The organism is Streptomyces sp. NPDC033180, assembly GCF_055577645.1.
In genome coordinates, this window is the sequence record NZ_JBVIPU010000007.1 from 95,846 (window position 1) to 114,530 (window position 18,685).

An 18,685-nucleotide genomic window follows, 5' to 3' on the forward strand; every position below is an offset into this window, starting at 1 on the left:
CTCTGATCAGGGGGATCAGGGCCAGGGATCTGGGGTTCAGGGGAGCCGGGGGGCTAGCTGCGATGAACGACGCGACTGAGGTGTTCCAGCCGTTGCGGGCGGAGGACCCGCCCGTGGTGGCGGGTTACCGTCTCGCCGCCCGGCTGGGGGCGGGCGGCATGGGCCGGGTCTATCTGTCGCACACCCAGGGCGGCCGACCGGTGGCGATCAAGGTGGTTCGGCCGGAGCTGGCCGACGACCCGGCCTTCCGGCGGCGGTTCGGCCGGGAGATAAGGGCGGCCCAGCGGGTCCGGGGCGCCTACACGGCCGAGCTGATCGACGCCGACGCGGACGGCGTGCCGCCCTGGCTTGCCACCGTGTACGTGCCGGGTCCCTCCCTCACGGAGGCCGTCGTCCGGCGCGGACCGCTGCCGGTGCCCGCGGTGCTGTGGCTGATGGCGGGGGTCGCCGAGGCGCTGCAAGCCATCCACGGCGCCGGAATCGTGCACCGTGACCTGAAGCCGTCGAACGTGCTGCTGGCCGCCGACGGGCCGCGCGTGATCGACTTCGGCATCTCACTGACCTCCGGCGCCACCTCCGCGTACACCGCCACGGGCGCCACGGTCGGCACGCCCCACTTCATGGCTCCCGAGCAGGCGTCCGCGGGCGAAGTCACCCCGGCCACCGATGTGTTCGCGCTCGGCCAGACGGCCGCGTTCGCGGCTCTGGGCGAGCCGCTGTACGGGGACGGCCCCTCGGTGGGCGTGCTGTACCGGATCGTGCACTCGGAGCCCGATCTGTCCCTGCTGCCCGCGCAGCTCCGTCCGCTCTTCGCCAAGTGCCTGGCCGCCGATCCGGCGGAGCGGGCCACCCCCGCGGAGATCGTCGCGTGGTGCCGCCGGCGTCTTGGCCGGGAGTCCGACGCGGGCGCGGGGTTGGCCCTGTGGCGGGACGTCGCGGGGCCGGAGGTCCCGGTTCCGGCGCCGGTGCCCCACCCCACTCCGGTGCACACCCTGCCGTTGTTCGCGCCACCGCCGCAGCAGCGGACGCCGCAGCCGACGGGGCCGTTGGATCGGAGGAGCCGCCGAAGACGCAACGCGCTCATCACGGCCATCACGACGGTCAGCGCACTGCTGGTGCTCGGCCTGACGTGGGCGGTGATGGACGCGACGGACCTGCTCCGCCGCGGGGACACGTCCTCGAAGTCCGGTTCGGAGGCGTCCGGACGGGGGGCGGGATCGACGTCGGGGTCCACATCGGGATCCGGGGCGGCCTCGGGGTCCGGCGAGAACGCGAAGACCGGGGAGAACGCGAGGTCCGGGGAGAGCTCGGGGGCGGGTGACGGGAGCGGCCAGAAACCTGACGCGTCGCGCCCCTCCACCGACGCCTCCACCCCGCCGCGCCCCGTCGCGTACCCCCAGGAATGGTTCGACGAGAAGAACTCCGTGAGCCTCAGGGAGCCGGTCGCCCGGAAGGACCGCAAGGGCGACATCCGCTTCGTCTGCGGACAGGACAGGTGTGCGCTGGAGAGCGACAAGAGCTTGATCACCTTGCTGTACGGCAAACCGGGGGCCACCCTCGATTCGTGCCGTCTCGCCCTCAAGGGCGCCGACAGCCACGACCTCCCGCTGGCCGCGGTGGCGTCCGGCAGCGAGATCTGCGTGCAGCACCCCAGCGGAGACATCGCCCTGCTCGTCGTCCAGGTGAAGTCGACCGCGCTGCCGAACGACGGGATCAGCTTCATGACCGCGGACATGACTGTGTGGCGCGCTCGATGAGCGCCTCAGGACGCTAGGTCGCGCTTCGCTCACTCGCCTCGCGGTAGCGCCGCTCCATCGCGTCGACGTACGCGTCGTCACCCGGCCGCCCCGCCCGCAGCAGACGCCACCACTGCTCGATGCTCCAACTGGCCGGCTCCGTCGCCCCGATGAACTCCTCGACGAGCGAGAGGAAGCGCGCGGGATCGGCGTGAAAGGGAAAGTGCCCGGCCCCCGGGAAGATCTCGAGGCGGCTGCCGGGCATCGCCTCGTGCGCGGTGTACGCGTGGTCGACCGGCAGCACGCCGTCCCGGTCGCCCCAGACCAGGAGCGTGGGCATGCCCTGGGCGAGGTAGCAGCGGTCCAGCATCGTGACCACCTGGCCGCGCCAGTCGACGACGGATCGCAGCGTGCGGATGAACGCGGCCCGCGCCCGCACGTCCGGCAACGCGTCGACCAGACCCACCAGTTCGGGCGCGTCCCGCCCGAGGCCGGTGTCGAGCAGCCGCAGCAGCGCGACGACCGCCCGCACCGGCAGATCGGCGCCGGGCAGTCCGAGCAGGGAGAGCAGCAGTGCGGCCCCGGGCAGCGAGACACCGCGTAGGACGGGGGTGACCTGCGGGCCGACGCCTCCCGTGCTCACCAGGACCAGCCGGTCGACGCGCTCGGGGAACTGGTAGGCGAACTGCATCGCGACCCCGCCGCCGAACGAGTGCCCGACGAGGGTGACCCGCTCGACGCCGAGTACGCCGAGCAGATCCCGGACTCCGTTGGCGTACGCGGCCACCGAGTAGTCGGCCCGTGGCTTCTCGGACGCGCCGTGACCGAGCAGGTCAGGGGCGATGACCGTGTGAGCGAGGGCCAGTTGGGGGATCAGTGGGGACCATGTCGCCGACGAGTCGCCGATGCCGTGGACCAGCACGATCGCCGGTCCCTCACCCGCGACGCGGTACGCGCGCCGGTAGCCGTGCACGGTGCGGAACCGCAGGGCGGCCCCGCTCTCGTCGCCGGAGGGAAGCCGCCTGGACTGGAAGGGCAGGATCCGCGCCATGGGCCGGAGTGTAGGCGGGCGGCGCTGCGGGCTGGTTTCGTAGGGGTTTCGGGTGGCGCGATACGGGCGCCGATGGCGCGTCGCGCCGTGCCGCTATGTGGCCGCGTAGTACCCCAGGAACATGTCGACACCGGCGACGATCAGACGCTCCGTCAGATCGTCGCTGATGTCGGTGCCGTACGAGCCGAAGACCAGGTGCGGGAAGACCAGCAGGGAGTAGAGCTGGATGACCGCCGTCTCCATGTCCGGGACGGTCAGGCGCCCCCGCTCGGCGAGCTCGCGCAACGCGCCCGCGATGGCGGGGTGATGGCCCTCCGGGCCGCGCTGTCCCCACGCGTCGCCGAGCGACGGGAAGCGGTGGATCTCCCGGGCGACGAGGTGGCGCAGCGCGTTCATCTCCTGGTCGTTGCGGACGACGCCGACCCAGGCGCGGGCCACGTTCAGGAAAGCCTCGCGCAGGTCGTCCGCCTCGGTGAGGCCGTCGAGCGCGGCGACCGAGGACGAGGCGTCCAGGGGTTCGTCGAGTGCGCCCGCGATCACCGCGACGAAGAGGGTTTCCTTGTTGCCGAAGTGGTTGTAGACGGTCACCTTGGACACGCCCGCCTCGGCCGCGATGGCGTCCATGCCGACGCCGAATCCCTCGCGCAGGAACAGCGTGCGGGCCGCCCGGACGATCGCCTCGCGCTTGCGCTCGGCGCGAGGTCCTGTGGGACCAGGGGGGGCCGTCGCGCCAGGAGGGCCCGCACTTTCCGCCTCGCCGCTTCCCTTGGCCCTGTCGCTTCCCGCATTCCGCATGCGTCGCACTTTACCAGCGAACTGAACTGAACAGTTGAGTTCATATGAACTCGCCAGTACAGTTCAGATGCGTCAGGCCATGCCTGCTTCCCACCCACCTGACCCGACTCCTGCCAAGGACCTGCCATGACGCATCCCCACCCGGCCCCGGCCACCGCACCCCAACCGGCCGCGCCACCACCCACCGGCCCACACCCCTGGCCGGCCCTCACGCTGCTGTGCGTCGCCCAGTTCATGCTGGTGCTCGACGTGACGGTCGTGAACGTCGCGCTGCCGAGCATGGCCGCCGACCTCGACCTCGGCCGTACCGCGCTGACCTGGGTCGTCACGACGTACACGCTCTGTTTCGGCGGTCTGATGCTGCTCGGAGGGCGGCTCGCCGACGTCCTCGGAGCGCGCCGCACTCTCCTGACCGGCCTCGCCCTGTTCACGGCCGCATCCCTGCTGACCGGCCTCGCCACGGGCCCGGCGACCCTCCTCGCGGGCCGCACCGCGCAGGGTGTCGGCGCCGCACTGCTCTCCCCCGCCGCCCTCGCGATCGTCACCACGACCTTCCACGGCCGCGACCGGCATCGCGCGCTGGGCGTCTGGTCGGCGATCGGCGGTGCGGGCGCCGCGAGCGGCGTCCTGCTCGGCGGCGTCCTGAGCGACGGCCCCGGCTGGGAGTGGGTCTTCTACGTCAACGTGCCCATCGGGGTGGCCCTGCTGCTCGCCCTGCCCGCCGTCGTCCCCGCCCGCGCACCCCGGCCCGCACGCCTCGACGTCCCCGGCGCGCTGCTCGTCACCGCAGGCACGGGTTCGCTCATCTACGGCCTCGTCGCGGCGGGAGACACGGGCTGGTCGGACCCCCGGACACTGGTGCCGGTGGCCGCGGCGGTGGTGGCCTACGGAGCGTTCGCCGCCGTCGAGCGGGCGCAGCGGGCGCCGCTGATCGACCTGGCCGTCCTGCGGCGCCGTCCGGTGGTCGCGGGCTCCTACTTGATGCTGGTCGCCACGGCGTTGCTGATCTCGCTGTTCTTCCTGGGGTCGGTCTTCCTCCAGGAGGTACGCGGCTACAGCGCCCTGCGGACCGGGGTGCTGTTCCTGCCGGTGGCCGTGGCCACGGGGGTCGGGGCGCACCTGGGCGGGCGGTTCGTGGGCCAGTGGGGGGCGCGGCCCACGGCGGCCGCGGGGCTCGCGCTCGCGGGGATCGGCACCGCTGTGCTCACCGGCGCCGGACCGGGCGGCAACGCGTGGACGAGTGTCGCCCTGGGCATGTCCGTCGCCGCTCTGGGGCTCGGTTCGGTGTTCGTGGCGGCCACCACCACCGCGCTGGGGTTCATCGCACACGAGGAGGCGGGCGTCGCGTCCGGCGTGGTCAACACCTTCCACGAGGTGGGGGGATCCATCGGCGTCGCGGTGGTCTCGACGGTCGCCGCCGCGGGGATCGACGGCGGCACCAGCGGCGGATTCTCGGACGCGTTCACGGTGTGCGCCGTGGCCGCCGCGGTCAGCGCAGCCGCCACGTTCGTCCTCGTGCCGCGCGGAAAGCCGCAGCTGACCGGCGGCCCGCACGTGCACTGACCTGCTCCGGGCGGGGCCCCGCACCGCCCCGCCCGCGCTGCCGCGTCCCCTACGCCCACCCGCACACCCGCGCCACGTACGCCTGAACGAAGGGTGGCTCTCGCGCCATGTCACCACCTGATCAACTGTGCTGACACTTCTGGCGGTTACGTTGCTCGGTGACCATGCGAGTTACGCGGCCAGGTGAGGATGTGCACGGTGACGGGAGCCGGAGTGCGCATGCGGGTGCTGCCCGCTGTGCTGGTCGCCGTGCTCCTGGTGATCGTGCAGTTCTTCGCGCACGGGATCGACGAATCCGCGTCCGCCGTGGAAACCCGCATGCCACCGGCCACGGCGCCGTACGCCCAGTGCGGCGACGACACGCACCCGCAGGAGTCCGAACGCTTCCGGACCCGCGGCCGCGCGCACTGCCGTGACCTCACCCCTGATCCGGCTCCGCCGCTCCACACCGGCACGGACACGACGACGGACGGCGGCACGCGCGCGTGCCTTCCCGTTGCCGTCTCCCACCGCGAGGCGAAACCCGCGGGCCGCGAACTACCGGCCCTCCTCCAGGTCTTCCGCTGCTGATCGGTCCCTCCGGCACGGCGATGCCGTCAGGCCCGCACGCCTGACGCGCCGCAGGCCGGACCCGAACTCCGGTCCACGTCACACCGATGCGCCCGCCACGGCGCTCAGGAGTCAACCGACATGCAGCCTTCCTCTGCCTCCCTGCTCGACCGCGCCCGCTCGCTGTGCACGGCGCCCAACGACGCGCGGCATGATGTCGCCGCCTCCGTAGTCGTCTTCCTCGTCGCCCTGCCTCTGTGCCTGGGGGTGGCCGTCGCCTCCGGAGTGCCCGCCGAACTCGGCCTGATCACCGGCATCGTCGGTGGTCTCGTCACCGGCCTGCTTCCCGGCAGCAGCCTCCAGGTCAGCGGCCCTGCCGCAGGGCTCACCGTCCTCGTCCACGAAGCCGTGCGGGAGTACGGTCTCGCCGCGCTCGGCGTCCTGGTGCTCGTCGCCGGGGTCCTCCAGCTCGTCATGGGCTTCCTCCGACTCGGCCGCTTCTTCCGTGCCATCTCCGTCGCCGTCGTCGAAGGCATGCTCGCCGGGATCGGACTCGTCCTGATCGCCGGCCAGTTGTACGCCATGACGGACAGCGAAGCCCCCGCGAGCGGCCTCGGCAAGATCACCGGGCTGCCGGGGATGCTCATCGGGATGATCGGCTCGCAGCGCGCTCTCACCGCCTTCGGGCTCGGTGTGGGCACCGTTGCCGTGCTCGTGTTCTGGAACAGGCTCCCCGCGAAGCTCCGCGTGGTGCCCGCGCAGCTCGCCGCCGTCGTGCTCGCCACGGGTACCTCGCTGTTCCTCTCCCTGCCGGTGGCCACGGTCGAGGTGCGGGGGCTCATCGATGCGGTGCGGATGCCGGACGCCGCCGGCTTCGGGGGTCTGCTGAGTCTCGGCGCCCTCGGCACCGTCCTGGCGTTCGCCCTGATCGCTTCGGCGGAGAGTCTGTTCAGCGCGGCCGCGGTGGACCGCCTGCACGACGGTCCGCGCACGTCGTACGACAAGGAACTGATCGCTCAGGGCGCGGGCAACACCGTGTGCGGACTGCTCGGCGCTCTGCCGATGACCGCCGTCATCGTCCGCAGCGCGACCAACGTCCGGGCGGGCGCGCGGACGAAGGCGTCCCGCGTCCTGCACGGCGTCTGGCTGCTCCTCTTCGCGGCACTGCTGCCCGCCACGCTCGGCCTCATCCCCGTGGCCGCACTGGCCGGTGTCCTCGTGCACGCGGGCTGCAAGCTGATCCCCGTAAGGCAGTTGGTGACGCTGTGGCGCGAACACCGCGGCGAAGCCGTGGTCCTGGTCGTGACGGCCGTGGCGATCGTTTCGGTGAACATGTTCGAGGGGGTTCTGATCGGGCTGGCCCTCGCCGTCATAAAGATCGCCTGGGAGACGCCGCGCGTGCACGTGGATGTCGCCGGCAAGGACGCGGGCACGGTCCACGTCCGCCTGTCGGGCCACGCCACGTTCCTGTGCCTCCCTAAGCTCCTCGACGCGCTCGAGGCGCTGCCCCAGGACCGCCCGATCGAGCTCGACCTCACGGGGCTGCGGCATCTGGACCACGCGTGCCGTACGTCGCTGGAGAACTGGGCGGCGCGGCACAGTGCGGAGGGCACGGATCCGGTGCGGGTGGCGTCCGGCACCCCTCTGTCCTACCGCGCCCCGTACACCGGCTGAGGCACCTCCGCCCCGGCGAGCAGTTTGAGCACCGTGTCGCCGGCCTCCGCCGGGGTCCAGCGGGCCCCCTTGTCGGCCGTCGGTCCGGGGCGCCATCCCTCCATGACGGTGATGCGCCCCGCTTCGGCTTCGAAGACGCGTCCCGTGACACCGGCGGACGCCTCGGAGCCGAGCCACACCACGACCGGCGACACGTTCTCCGGAGCCATCGCGTCGAAGCCGCCTCCTTCGGGCGCGGCCATGGTCTCGGCGAAGGTGTGTTCCGTCATCCGCGTGCGCGCGGCGGGCGCGATGGCGTTGACCCGCACTCCGTAGGAGGCGAATTCCGCGGAGGCGACCAGGGTGAGCCCGATGATCCCGGCCTTGGCCGCGCTGTAGTTGCCCTGCCCCACGCTCCCCAACAGCCCCGCCCCGGAGCTGGTGTTGACCACGCACGCGTGCCGCGCGCGCCCCGCCTTCGCCTCGCCGCGCCAGTACGCCGCCGCATGCTTCAGCGGCAGGAAGTGCCCTTTGAGATGGACGCGCATCACCGCGTCCCAGTCGTCCTCCTCGAGATTGACCAGCATCCGGTCCCGCAGGAAGCCGGCGTTGTTGACGAGGGTGTCGAGGCCTCCGTACGTGTCGAGCGCGGCCCGCACCAGGGACGCGGCGCCCTCGGACGTGGCGATGTCACCACCGTGCTCGACGGCCTCGCCGCCCGCCGCGCGGATCTCGTGGACGACGTCGTGCGCGGGCCCGCCGGACGCTCCGGAGCCGTCCGGCCCCACGCCGAGGTCGTTGACGACGACCTTGGCGCCCTCGGCGGCGTACGCGCGCGCGTGCGCCCGGCCGAGCCCTCGGCCCGCGCCCGTGACGATCACGACGCGGCCCGCGCAGATTCCCGTGCCCGGCTTGTTGGCTGAGGTCATGCGGAACTCCTCGGTCGGCGGAACTGCTCGGATACGTTCTGTCGGAACTACTCGGATACGTTCTGTCGGAACTACTCGGTTACGTTCAGTGGTTGACGGACGCGGCGTCCAGGAACGCGGGGCGTTCGCCGCCGCCGTGCAGATGCAGTGCGGCGCCGCTGATGTAGCGGGCGCCATCGGAGGCGAGGAACACGCACGCGTCCCCGACGTCCGACGGATCGGCCAGGCGGCCGAGCGGGACGGTGCGGGCGACCGCCGCGATGCCGTCCTCGTCTCCGTAGTGCAGATGGGCGCTCTCGGTGCGGGCCAGGCCGAGCACGACGGTGTTCACGCGCACCTTCGGGGCCCATTCGACGGCCATCGTGCGCGCGAGGTTCTCCAGGCCCGCCTTGGCCGCCCCATAGGCGCCGGTGCCGGGTGAGGGCCGGGAGCCGCTCACGCTTCCGATCATGGTGATGCTGCCCCCTCCGTCGTCCTGGCCGCGCATCACCTCGTACGCCGCCAGGGACGCGTACAGCGGGGCCAGCAGGTTGAGCTCGACGATCTTCGCCTGGCGGGCCGGTGCGGAATCGGCGAGCAGGCCGAAGGGCGTGCCGCCCGCGTTGTTCACCAGAGCGTCCAACCGGCCGTGGTCGGCGGCGACATCGGCGAGGAACGTGTGTGCCGCCTGCGCGTCGCGCAGGTCGAGGGGCCGGAACTCGGCGGCGGCGTCAGCCACTTCGACCGGGCGGTCCGGGGGCCTGCGGGCACAGACGACGACCCGCGCACCGGCGGCGAGGAAGCTGCGGGCGATCCCGGCGCCGACGCCTCGGGTGCCGCCGGTGACGACCACCACCTGTCGGGTGTCAGTCATCGCTGCTACCTTTCTAACTAACAAATGTTTGGTTGAAGGGCCTGGTTGAAAGGTAGCGGATCCTCTGATGTCTGTCTCCACCTCCACCCCGGACAAGGGCGTGGCCGTCGTCACCGTCGACCACCCGCCCGTCAACGCCCTGCCCGTGCGGGGGTGGTTCGCCCTGGCCGCCGCGGTGCGCGCGGCCGGCCGCGACCCCGAGACCCGCTGCGTCGTCCTCGCCGCCGAGGGCCGCGGTTTCAATGCGGGCGTGGACATCAAGGAGATGCAGCGCGACAGCGGACACAGCGCACTGATAGGCGCCAACCGCGGGTGCTACAAGGCCTTTTCGGCGGTGTACGAATGCGAGGTGCCGGTCGTGGCCGCGGTGCACGGCTTCTGCCTGGGCGGCGGCATCGGCCTGGTGGGCAACGCCGACGCGATCGTGGCGAGCGAGGACGCGACGTTCGGCCTGCCCGAGCTGGACCGGGGCGCGCTCGGCGCGGCGACCCATCTCGCCCGCCTGGTGCCGCAGCATCTGATGCGCACCCTGTACTACACCTCGCGCACGGCCACCGCGGCCGAGCTGCACACGCACGGCTCCGTGTGGCGCATCGTGCGGCGCGAGGAACTGCGTGACGCGGCACTGGAGTTGGCGCGCGAGATCGCGCGGAAGGACGGGACGCTGCTGCGGTTCGCCAAGGCCGCGATCAACGGCATCGACCCCGTGGACGTGCACCGCAGCTACCGCTTCGAGCAGGGCTTCACCTACGAGGCGAACCTGAGCGGCCTGGCCGACCGGATCCGCGAGGACTTCGGAACGGGCTCCGGGACAGGCCCCGGAGAGGGAAAGAAGGAGGAGGGCAGGGCATGACGGACAAGACCATGACGCCCGACGCGATCGTGGGGCGGCTGCGGAGCGGGATGACGCTCGGCATCGGCGGCTGGGGGTCGCGCCGCAAGCCCATGGCGCTGGTGAGGGCCCTTCTGCGGTCCGGGATCACGGACCTCACCGTCGTCTCGTACGGCGGCCCGGACGTCGGCCTGCTCGCCGCGGCGGGGAAGATCCGCAAGCTGGTCACGGCGTTCGCGACCCTCGACTCCATCCCTCTGGAGCCGCACTTCCGCGCGGCACGCGAGCGTGGCGCGTTCGAAATGGTCGAGCTGGACGAGGCGATGTTCATGCAGGGACTGACCGCCGGGGCCCAGCGGCTGCCGTTCCTGCCGATCCGCGCGGGCCTCGGCTCGGACGTCCTGCGGGTCAACCCCCAACTGGCTACGATCACTTCGCCGTACGGGGACGGGGAGGAGCTGGTCGCGGTGCCCGCCCTGCGGATGGACGCCGCGCTGGTCCATCTGAACCGCGCCGACCGCTTGGGCAACGCCCAGTATCTGGGCCCGGACCCGTACTTCGACGACTTGTTCTGCGAGGCTGCCGACACGGCGTACGTCTCGTGCGAGCGGATCGTCGAGTCGGGCGAGCTCACCGAACACGCGGCGCCGCAGACGATGCTGGTCTCACGGCACGCCGTGACGGGCGTGGCCGAGACGCCCAAGGGCGCGCACTTCACGTCGTGCGTGCCGGACTACGACCGCGACGAACCCTTCCAAAAGGCCTATGCCGCCGCCGCGGCAGACCCCGACGCCTGGAAGGAATTCGAGGACCGCTTCCTGACCGGCACCGAGCAGGGCTACCAAGCGGCGGTCCTGACCTGGCACAAGGAGCAGCGATGACGCAGACCGACCCGACGGCCGCGGCCGGTGCGTCCGAGACGACCGCCGAGCCGGATGCCGTCACCCGCGCCGAGTACTGCGTGATCGCCTGCGCCGAGGCCTGGCGGGACGCCGGCGAGATTCTCGCGTCCCCGATGGGCACGATCCCTTCGATCGCCGCCCGCCTGGCCAAGCTGACGTTCTCGCCGGACCTGCTGCTCACGGACGGGGAGGCGCTGCTGATCGGCGATGTGCCCGCCGTGGGGACGCCTTCGGCGGTGACGGAGGGCTGGCTTCCGTACCGCAAGCACCTGGCGATGGTCATGGGCGGCAGGCGGCACGTGATGATGGGCGCGAGCCAGATCGACCGCTTCGGGAACCAGAACATTTCCTGCATCGGCGACTGGAAGCGGCCCAGGCGCCAGCTGCTGGGAGTGCGCGGAGCCCCGGTCAACACCCTCAACAACCCGGTGAGTTACTGGGTCCCGCGCCACTCGACGCGCGTCTTCGTCGAGAAGGTCGACATGATCAGCGGCGTCGGTTACGACAGCGCCGCGGCGGCAGGACCTTCCGCGACCCGCTTCCACGACCTGCGCCGGGTCGTGACGGACCTCGGCGTCCTCGACTTCGGGGCGGTGGACCACGCGATGCGCCTGGTGTCGCTGCATCCGGGCGTGACGGTCGAGCAGGTGCGTGAGTCGACCGGCTTCACGCTCGCGGCGGCGCACGACGTCCCGTACACCCGCGAGCCGACCGCGCAGGAACTGCGGCTCATCCGGGACGTGGTGGACCCGCGCGCTCTGCGCGAGCGCGAGGTGCGCTCGTGACTCCGGCCCCGGCGGGCATGGAGACGGCGCTGACCAAGCTGGTCGGTGTCCGGTACCCGATCGTGCAGACCGGCATGGGCTGGGTGGCGGGCCCCCGTCTGGTCTCCGCGACGGCGAATGCGGGCGCCCTCGGCATCCTGGCCTCCGCGACGATGACCGTCGACCAGCTGCGCTCCGCGGTCCATGAGGTCAAGTCCCGTACGGACGAGCCCTTCGGGGTCAACCTCCGGGCCGACGCGGGCGACGCGCGGGAGCGGGTGCGGGTCATCGTCGACGAGGGGGTGCGGGTCGCGTCCTTCGCGCTCGCCCCCTCGAGGGAGCTGATCGCGGAGCTGAAGGATGCCGGGGTCATCGTCATCCCGTCCATCGGGGCACGTCGGCATGCGGAGAAGGTCGCGGCGTGGGGTGCGGACGCGGTCGTCGTGCAGGGCGGTGAGGGCGGCGGGCACACGGGCGAGGTCGCCACGACAGTGCTGTTGCCGCAGGTCGTGGACGCGGTGGACATTCCGGTGATCGCGGCGGGCGGCTTCTTCGACGGCCGGGGGCTCGTCGCCGCGCTCGCCTATGGCGCGGCGGGGGTCGCGATGGGCACGCGGTTCCTCCTGACGTCGGACTCGACGGTGCCGGACGCGGTCAAGGCCCGCTATCTGGCCGCGTCGGTCAAGGACGTCACGGTGACCGCGCGGATGGACGGTCTCCCCCATCGGATGCTGCGGACGGACCTTGTCGCGTCGCTGGAGAGATCGGGGCGGACGGCGTCCCTCGCGCGAGCCGTGCGGCACGCGGCGGCGTTCCGGAAGATATCCGGCATGGGGTGGACGGAGATGGTCCGGGACGGGCTCGCGATGCGGCACGGCAAGGGGATGACGTGGAGCCAGGTCCTGCTGGCCGCGAATACGCCGATGATGCTGAAGTCGGCGATGGTGGACGGACTACCGGAGGCGGGGATCATGGCCTCCGGCCAGGTGGCGGGCGTCATCGAGGATCTACCGTCGTGCGAGGAGCTGATCTCGGGGGTGATGACGGAGGCGGCCGAGGTGGTGGGGCGGCTGCGGCTGAGCTGAGCGGACCTCCGGCGGGCCCCCGATGCCGCCCCCTTGGCGAAGCCAGCTGCGCCGGGGCGTTGTACGCCGGTGATCACCGGCTCCGGGCCCTGCACGCCGCTGATCACCGGCTCCACCGCGCGCGTCCAGCACCGCAGGTCGAACCCAGTTGCCCTCGCCCGCCCGGCGATTAGCAGCACGGTCCGAGATCACCCCATCCCCGATCCCCGTCCCGCCCACCCCCCATACCCGCTGCAGCCGGGGCCTTACACGCCGTCGATCACCGGGCCTCCGCCGCGTGCTTCCCCATTCGACGGGCGGGCCAAAGTGCGCCTGTTCCGTCCGGCGATTGAGCAGCGCGGTCTGGGGCGGAGCCCAGCCCCTGGAGGCCGAGTTGCGCCCGGCAGTCGGGAGCTCGCACCTGGTCTCGGGATCGGGGGGCGCCCCCGCTCAGACCCCCGCCACCTCCAGGGAAGCCCGCGCCCGGGCGACCAAGCCATCGGCACCGCATGATTCGGCCAGGGCGAGGCCCCGCGCCAACTCGCTTTCGGAGCCCGCCGCGATCCCGTACTCGACCCGTGCGACCGCGTGTTCATAGGCGCACGGTGACGCCTCCAGGCAGGCGACGGCTCGTGCGTACAGCTCGATCGCCCGCTGGCCGGTCTCCAGGTATGCCGCACACCGCAGTGCCTCGCCGATCGCCGTGTCCGTGCCGAAGAGCTCCGCCTGGACCCGTGCGTCCGCGACCAGGTCGGCGGCCCGGCGGGGATCCTCCTCGGCGAGTACGCGGGCGAGGTCGTACGCCCAGGGGTTGACGACCGTGTTGTAACGGCCGCGTTCGTTCGCCGCTTTCGACGCCACCTCCAGCTCGCTGACGCACTCGGGCCGTTGGCCCGTGGCGATCAGCAGGCGGGCCCGCACCGAGTGGATGTCGGGCAGGAGGATCGTGGACGGGTAGGGCGGCGCGATGCCGTAGCGGTCGGCGACCTCCTGGGCTTCGTCGGCCCTGCCCCGGGCGAGCAGCGTGTCGATGAGCTTGCACGCGGCGTCCCAGTGCATCGGGAGACCGCTGCCCACACGGTCGGTGAGGCGAAGGCTCTCCCGCAGCGAGGCCTCCGCCTCGACGAGACGTCCGCGCCTGCGGTACACCAGACCCAACCAGGCCTTGGCGACGGCCAGATGGCCGCCGCTCCAGCCCGCCGCCTCGTAGGCGCGGACTCCCTCGGCGAAGACGCTCTCGGCGCGGTCGAGACGGTCGGTGAAGATGTAGGAGCCGCCCAGCATCGTCAGGAGCTCGAAGCCCCACTCCGTGTCGGTCCAGCCGAGCCCCGGCGCGAGGCGGCCGTTGACGAGGGAGCGGTCGCAGAGATCGACGATCTCCTCCGCGTTCTCCCCGCGGGTCATGGCGTCGAAGGCGCGCAGGATCAGCAGGGCGCGCTCGGAGTTGTCGCGTCCGACCAGCGGTCCCGCGAGCGCGGCCAGGCGGCGTGAGCGGCCCGCCGCGTCTTCCTCGCGCGAATAGATCCCCTCCCACATGTAGTGAACGCCCTGCAGACGCATCCGGTCGGGCCCGGGGTCGAGCCGCTCGGCCTCGGCGTCCACGACGCGCAGCGCCTCTTCCAACTGGTCGTTGTGCACCAGGGCCTGGGAGAGCCGGCACACCGCGTCCACGTGCAGCTTTCGGTCGAGACCGGGGGTGTGGAGCGCCTCGCGCAGGTGGCCGATGGTCGTGACGGGCGAGGTGAGGAGCGTGGCGCAGCCCAGTTCATAGAGCACGCGCGCGTGCATCTCGGGCAGCGGCGGTTCCCGAAGGGCGCGTTCGAGGCAGCGGCGGGCCGCGTCCGGCGCACCGACCGCGAGGTGCTCGGCCGCCGCTTCGCGCAACTGCTTGACCAGTTCGGGGTCATCGTCCGGATGGACCTCGAGGAGGTGCCGGGACGCGGCCGCCGCGCCACGGCCCGACAGCGTGACGGCCCAGGCGGCCTGGCCGTGGAACGCGGTGCGGGTGGCGGGCGGAATCGAGCGGTAGACGGTGCTCGCGATCAGCGGATGGACGAACTCCAGGGCGTCGTCCGCGCCGAGCAGGATGCGCGCGGTGCGCAGCCGCTCCGCGCACCGCTCGGCCGTGTCGCGGGTCATCCCGGCGAGGGAGGCGGCGAGGTCGAGCGGGATGGCGGTGCCCAGGATCGCGGCCGCCCACGCGAACCGGTTGACGTCCGTGCCCAGTCCCTCGAGACGGGCGACGAGTCCACGGCCGCGCGCCGAGCGGTTCAGGGCGCGCAGTTCGGCTGCGGAGCTCTCCACCGGTTCGAGTTCGCTGTCCTGGACCTTGGCGAGCAGTTCCACGGATTCGTACGGATTGCCGCCGGTGACCGCCCACACCTCGCGGCAGAACGGCGCGTCCGCGTGCTCGCCGAGGGTGGCCCGGGTGAGGCCGGCCGCCGCGTCCGGAGTGAGCGCGCGCAGCGGGGGCGAAGGGCGGGCCGCGGCGCCGACCGCCGTGAGGTGGCGCGCGCTGTCGCCGGTGGCCTCGTCGGGCCGGTGGGCGACCACCACGAGGACGGACAGTTCGTCGAGGCGCTGGGCGAACGCGGCCAGCCAGTGCAGGGTCTCCTGGTCCGCCCAGTGCGCGTCGTCGATGAGCAGGACCAGCGGCCAGTGCAACCCCGAAAGGCGCGCGACCGCCTCGACCAGGCCGTCGCACACACCCTGCGGATCGGCCTGGAGACCGGTCGGCTCGGCTATGCCGAGCGCGGGGCCCGCGATCTCGTACCAGTCACCGAGATACTCGCGCGCCAATTCCGGGGAGAGACCTACGAGTGCCGGCTGCAGCAACTGGCGTACGACGTTGAAGGGGACGGAGGTGACGGTCTCTCCACCCCGCGCGGCCCACACCATGGCCCGCCCCTCCGCGATGCGGCGCACCTCGGCGAGCAGCGCCGTCTTGCCGATGCCCGCCTCGCCCTGGAAGACGAGCAGCCCGCCCGCCGTCGTCGAGTCGGAGCACAGCTCGTCAACGGCCCGTCCAGCCGCGGCGAGTTCCACGTCGCGCTCCCACAGCGGGGCCCAGGCGGCACCTCCGGGCCGTCCCTGCGTCATCGCGCTACCTCCCGAGGTCGCTCAATCGACGTACAGACATCGAGACTAGCTGGGGAGAAGGCCTCGCGGTGCGGGGTCCGGGCAGCAACTCCCGCAAGGGGTGAAGGTCGGATCCCCGGCTGGACGCCGTCAGAGGCGCTCGATGATGGTCACGTTCGCCTGGCCGCCGCCTTCACACATGGCCTGGAGACCGAACCGGCCGCCGGTGCGCTCCAGTTCGTGCAGGAGCGTGGTCATGAGTTTGACGCCGGTCGCGCCGAGAGGATGGCCGAGGGCTATCGCACCGCCGTTGACATTGACCTTCTGAGGGTCGGCGCCGGTCTCCTTCAGCCAGGCGAGGACGACGGGCGCGAAGGCTTCGTTGATCTCGACGAGGTCGATGTCGCCGATGCTCATGCCGGTCTTCTTGAGGGCGTGAGCGGTGGCGGGGATCGGCGCGGACAGCATTCGGATCGGGTCCTCGCCGCGCACGGAGAGGTGGTGGATGCGGGCGCGTGGCGTCAACCCGTGTTCCCGCACGGCCCGTTCACCGGCGATGAGCAGGGCTGCCGCGCCGTCCGAGACCTGTGAGGAGCAGGCGGCTGTGATGGTGCCGTCGTCCAGCACCGGCTTGAGGCCCGCCATCTTCTCCAGGGTCGTGTCGCGGCGCGGGCCCTCGTCGGTGGTCACGTCCCCATGGGCGGTGAGTTCGCGGTCGAAGCGGCCCTCGTCGATGGCGCGGACGGCCCGCTGGTGCGAGCGGAGGGCGAACTCCTCCATGTCGCGGCGGGTTATGCCCCACTTCTCCGCGATCAGCTGGGCGCCGTGGAACTGGTTGACGGGCCGGTCCCCGTAGCGGGCACGCCAGCCCTCGCTGCCCGCGTACGGACCCTCGGTGAGGCCGAGCGGTTCGGCGGCCTGCCGGGAGGCGAAGGCGATGGGGATCATCGACATGTTCTGCGTGCCGCCCGCGACGACGAGGTCCTGTGTGCCGGACAGGACGCCCTGCGCCGCGAAGTGCACGGCCTGCTGCGAGGATCCGCACTGCCGGTCGATGGTCACGCCGGGCACCTCTTCGGGCAGTCCCGCCGCCAGCCAGGAGGTGCGGGCGATGTCCCCGGCCTGCGGGCCGACCGTGTCCAGGCAGCCGAAGACGACGTCCTCGACGGCGGTGGGGTCGATTCCGGTGCGCTCGACGAGTGCCTTCAGGACATGGGCTCCCAGGTCGGCGGGGTGGACGGCCGCGAGGCCTCCCTTGCGCCTGCCGACGGGGGTACGGACCGCTTCGACGATGTAGGCCTCGGCCATGACTGCGTACTCCTCGTGCTCCTCGGTCGGTGCGGTCGCCGGGTGACGACGCGCTCTACGTGCGTACGGCGATGCCGTCCAGGACCATCGAGAGGTACTGGCGGGCGATCTCCTCGGGGCTGTGGCCGCCGCCGGGGCGATACCAGGACGCGGCGACCCAGACGGTGTCGCGCACGAAGCGGTAGGCGAGCCGGATGTCCAGGTCGTCGCGGAAGACGCGCTCCGCGACTCCGCGCTCCAGGGCCGTCAGCCACGTCTTCTCGAAGCGCTGCTGCGAGTCGGCGAGGTACTGGAAGCGTGCCTGCGCGACCAGGTGTCTGGACTCCTTCTGGTAGATGGCGACGGCGGAGCGGTGCCGGTCGATCTCCCGGAAGGACTCGGTGACGAGCGCTTCGAGGGTCTCGCGGGGGCCGAGCCGCGACTGGAGCACGGTGTCGTACCCGTCCCACAGCTCGGTCAGGAAGGTGGAGAGGATCTCTTCGAGCATCGACTCCTTGGAGTCGAAGTGGTAGTAGAGGCTACCGGCGAGCATGCCGGCGGCGTCCGCGATCTTGCGGACCGTGGTCGCGTTGTACCCCTGCTCGGCGAAGACGTCGGCCGCGATGGCGAGGAGTTCGCCGCGGCGCTCGGGCGAGGGACTCACCGAGGCCTTCTTGGCCGGAGCCCTCTTGGCCGCTGCCTTCTTGGCCGGTGGTTTGCTGGTGCTGGTGCTGGTGCTGGTGCTGCTCTGCTTCTGTTTCGACACACGGTCATTCTCCGCCTAGGCGTGCTGGTTACTGACCGAGACCGTCTCCCCCGTCATGTACGAGGAGTACTCACTGGCCAGGAAGACGATGACGTTGGCTATCTCCCACGGCTCGGCATGGCGCCCGAACGCCTCGCGCGCGGTGAGCTCTTCGAGCAGCTCCGGCGACGTGACCTTCGCGAGGTGCGGGTGCATGGCGAGGCTGGGCGACACCGCGTTGATCCGTATGCCATGGGGGGCGGCCTCGACGGCGGCGCAGCGGGTGAGGGCCATGACGCCCGCCTTCGCCGCCGCGTAGTGCGCCTGGCCGGCCTGGGCACGCCAGCCGAGCACCGAGGCGTTGTTCACGATCACGCCACCCCGGTCGGCGGCCCGCATACGGCGCAGGGCGGCCCTGGTGGAGCGGAACGTGCCGTTCAGCGTCACGTCGATGACTCTGTCCCACTGCTCGTCGGTCATCTCGGTGAGCTCGGCGGTGCCGCCGAGTCCCGCGTTGTTCACGACGATGTCCAGGCCGCCGTGGCACTGCTCGGCCAGGTCGTACAGAGCCTGCACTCGGGCTTCGTCCGTGACGTCGCACGGCATCCCCTCGACCCGGTCGGCGCCGAACTCCGCGGCCAGCGCCTCCACCGTCTCCTTGGTGCGGCGCGGGTGGGCGTCACCTATGACGATGCGCGCACCCTCCTCCAGGAAGCGGCGGGCGGTCGCGCCGCCGATACCCGCTCCGGCCGCGGCGGTGATGACGGCGGTGCGGCCCGCGAGCAGACCGTGCCCCGGCACGTACGTGGGCGCGTCCATGCTCGGCCCCCCTCGACTCTCGTAGCTCTCGACTCGCTCTCGACGGCTGACTCGACTCAGAGTAA

At 71.9% G+C, this 18,685-nt stretch carries 16 protein-coding genes; 8 read left to right on the forward strand and 8 right to left on the reverse strand.

The window, feature by feature from the left end; all coding sequences use genetic code 11:
• Positions 1-62 precede the first annotated feature (62 nt).
• Entirely contained in the window at positions 63-1,757 is a 1,695-nt protein-coding gene (locus ACZ5WE_RS20750) for a serine/threonine-protein kinase (protein WP_467691075.1), read from the forward strand.
• A 13-nt stretch (positions 1,758-1,770) separates the two neighbouring features.
• On the opposite strand, the gene ACZ5WE_RS20755 is transcribed toward ACZ5WE_RS20750, so the two are convergent.
• Both ACZ5WE_RS20755 and ACZ5WE_RS20760 read right to left on the reverse strand, forming a co-directional pair.
• Entirely contained in the window at positions 1,771-2,787 is a 1,017-nt protein-coding gene (locus ACZ5WE_RS20755; protein ID WP_467691077.1) for an alpha/beta fold hydrolase, read from the reverse strand.
• A gap of 93 nt (positions 2,788-2,880) precedes the next feature.
• On the reverse strand, positions 2,881-3,582 hold the full coding sequence (locus ACZ5WE_RS20760; protein ID WP_467691079.1) for a TetR/AcrR family transcriptional regulator: 702 nt from the start codon (positions 3,580-3,582) through the stop codon (positions 2,881-2,883).
• A gap of 126 nt (positions 3,583-3,708) precedes the next feature.
• Between ACZ5WE_RS20760 and ACZ5WE_RS20765 the strand changes: the two genes are divergently transcribed.
• The 3 genes from ACZ5WE_RS20765 to ACZ5WE_RS20775 all read left to right on the forward strand — a co-directional run bounded on the left by ACZ5WE_RS20765 (position 3,709) and on the right by ACZ5WE_RS20775 (position 7,368).
• Positions 3,709-5,145 carry a DHA2 family efflux MFS transporter permease subunit gene (locus ACZ5WE_RS20765; RefSeq protein WP_467691081.1) on the forward strand — a complete coding sequence of 479 codons (1,437 nt, stop codon included), beginning with the start codon at positions 3,709-3,711 and terminating at the stop codon, positions 5,143-5,145.
• A gap of 198 nt (positions 5,146-5,343) precedes the next feature.
• The gene (locus ACZ5WE_RS20770; protein ID WP_467691083.1) at positions 5,344-5,715 is read left to right on the forward strand and encodes a hypothetical protein; all 372 of its coding nucleotides are present in this window, start codon (positions 5,344-5,346) and stop codon (positions 5,713-5,715) included.
• A 120-nt stretch (positions 5,716-5,835) separates the two neighbouring features.
• A complete protein-coding gene (locus tag ACZ5WE_RS20775; protein ID WP_467691085.1) occupies positions 5,836-7,368 on the forward strand; it encodes a SulP family inorganic anion transporter in 1,533 nt (510 codons plus the stop codon).
• On the opposite strand, the gene ACZ5WE_RS20780 is transcribed toward ACZ5WE_RS20775, so the two are convergent.
• Complete coding sequence (locus tag ACZ5WE_RS20780; RefSeq protein WP_467691086.1) at positions 7,344-8,276, reverse strand: SDR family oxidoreductase; 933 nt, start codon at positions 8,274-8,276, stop codon at positions 7,344-7,346. The two genes, ACZ5WE_RS20775 and ACZ5WE_RS20780, sit on opposite strands and share 25 nt — an antisense overlap.
• Positions 8,277-8,361: 85 nt before the next feature.
• Positions 8,362-9,129, reverse strand: coding sequence for an SDR family oxidoreductase (locus ACZ5WE_RS20785; RefSeq protein WP_467691088.1), 768 nt, complete (start codon positions 9,127-9,129; stop codon positions 8,362-8,364).
• A gap of 67 nt (positions 9,130-9,196) precedes the next feature.
• Here ACZ5WE_RS20785 and ACZ5WE_RS20790 point away from each other — a divergent pair, with 67 nt between their 5' ends.
• The 4 genes from ACZ5WE_RS20790 to ACZ5WE_RS20805 are packed head-to-tail and all read left to right on the forward strand — an operon-like array spanning position 9,197 to position 12,712.
• Positions 9,197-9,982, forward strand: a complete 786-nt coding sequence (locus ACZ5WE_RS20790) for an enoyl-CoA hydratase family protein (protein ID WP_467691089.1) — start codon at positions 9,197-9,199, stop codon at positions 9,980-9,982.
• Positions 9,979-10,842, forward strand: a complete 864-nt coding sequence (locus ACZ5WE_RS20795) for a CoA transferase subunit A (RefSeq protein ID WP_467691091.1) — start codon at positions 9,979-9,981, stop codon at positions 10,840-10,842. The genes ACZ5WE_RS20790 and ACZ5WE_RS20795 overlap by 4 nt, the downstream gene beginning before the upstream one ends.
• Positions 10,839-11,648, forward strand: coding sequence for a CoA-transferase subunit beta (locus ACZ5WE_RS20800; RefSeq protein ID WP_467691093.1), 810 nt, complete (start codon positions 10,839-10,841; stop codon positions 11,646-11,648). Before ACZ5WE_RS20795 ends, ACZ5WE_RS20800 begins: the two co-directional genes overlap by 4 nt.
• Before the next feature lie 17 nt (positions 11,649-11,665).
• Complete coding sequence (locus tag ACZ5WE_RS20805) at positions 11,666-12,712, forward strand: NAD(P)H-dependent flavin oxidoreductase (protein ID WP_467691372.1); 1,047 nt, start codon at positions 11,666-11,668, stop codon at positions 12,710-12,712.
• Positions 12,713-13,141: 429 nt separating this feature from the next.
• Here the strand turns inward: ACZ5WE_RS20805 and ACZ5WE_RS20810 are convergent, their stop codons facing one another.
• From ACZ5WE_RS20810 to ACZ5WE_RS20825, 4 genes are all read right to left on the reverse strand, one after another.
• Entirely contained in the window at positions 13,142-15,790 is a 2,649-nt protein-coding gene (locus tag ACZ5WE_RS20810) for an ATP-binding protein (protein WP_467691094.1), read from the reverse strand.
• Positions 15,791-15,919: 129 nt separating this feature from the next.
• Positions 15,920-17,077 (reverse strand): acetyl-CoA C-acetyltransferase, encoded by a 1,158-nt coding sequence (locus ACZ5WE_RS20815; protein ID WP_467691095.1) that lies wholly within the window; start codon positions 17,075-17,077, stop codon positions 15,920-15,922.
• Between the two features lie 55 nt (positions 17,078-17,132).
• A complete protein-coding gene (locus tag ACZ5WE_RS20820) occupies positions 17,133-17,720 on the reverse strand; it encodes a TetR/AcrR family transcriptional regulator (RefSeq protein WP_467691373.1) in 588 nt (195 codons plus the stop codon).
• A 117-nt stretch (positions 17,721-17,837) separates the two neighbouring features.
• Positions 17,838-18,620, reverse strand: coding sequence for an SDR family oxidoreductase (locus ACZ5WE_RS20825; RefSeq protein ID WP_467691097.1), 783 nt, complete (start codon positions 18,618-18,620; stop codon positions 17,838-17,840).
• Between the last annotated feature and the right edge of the window lie 65 nt (positions 18,621-18,685).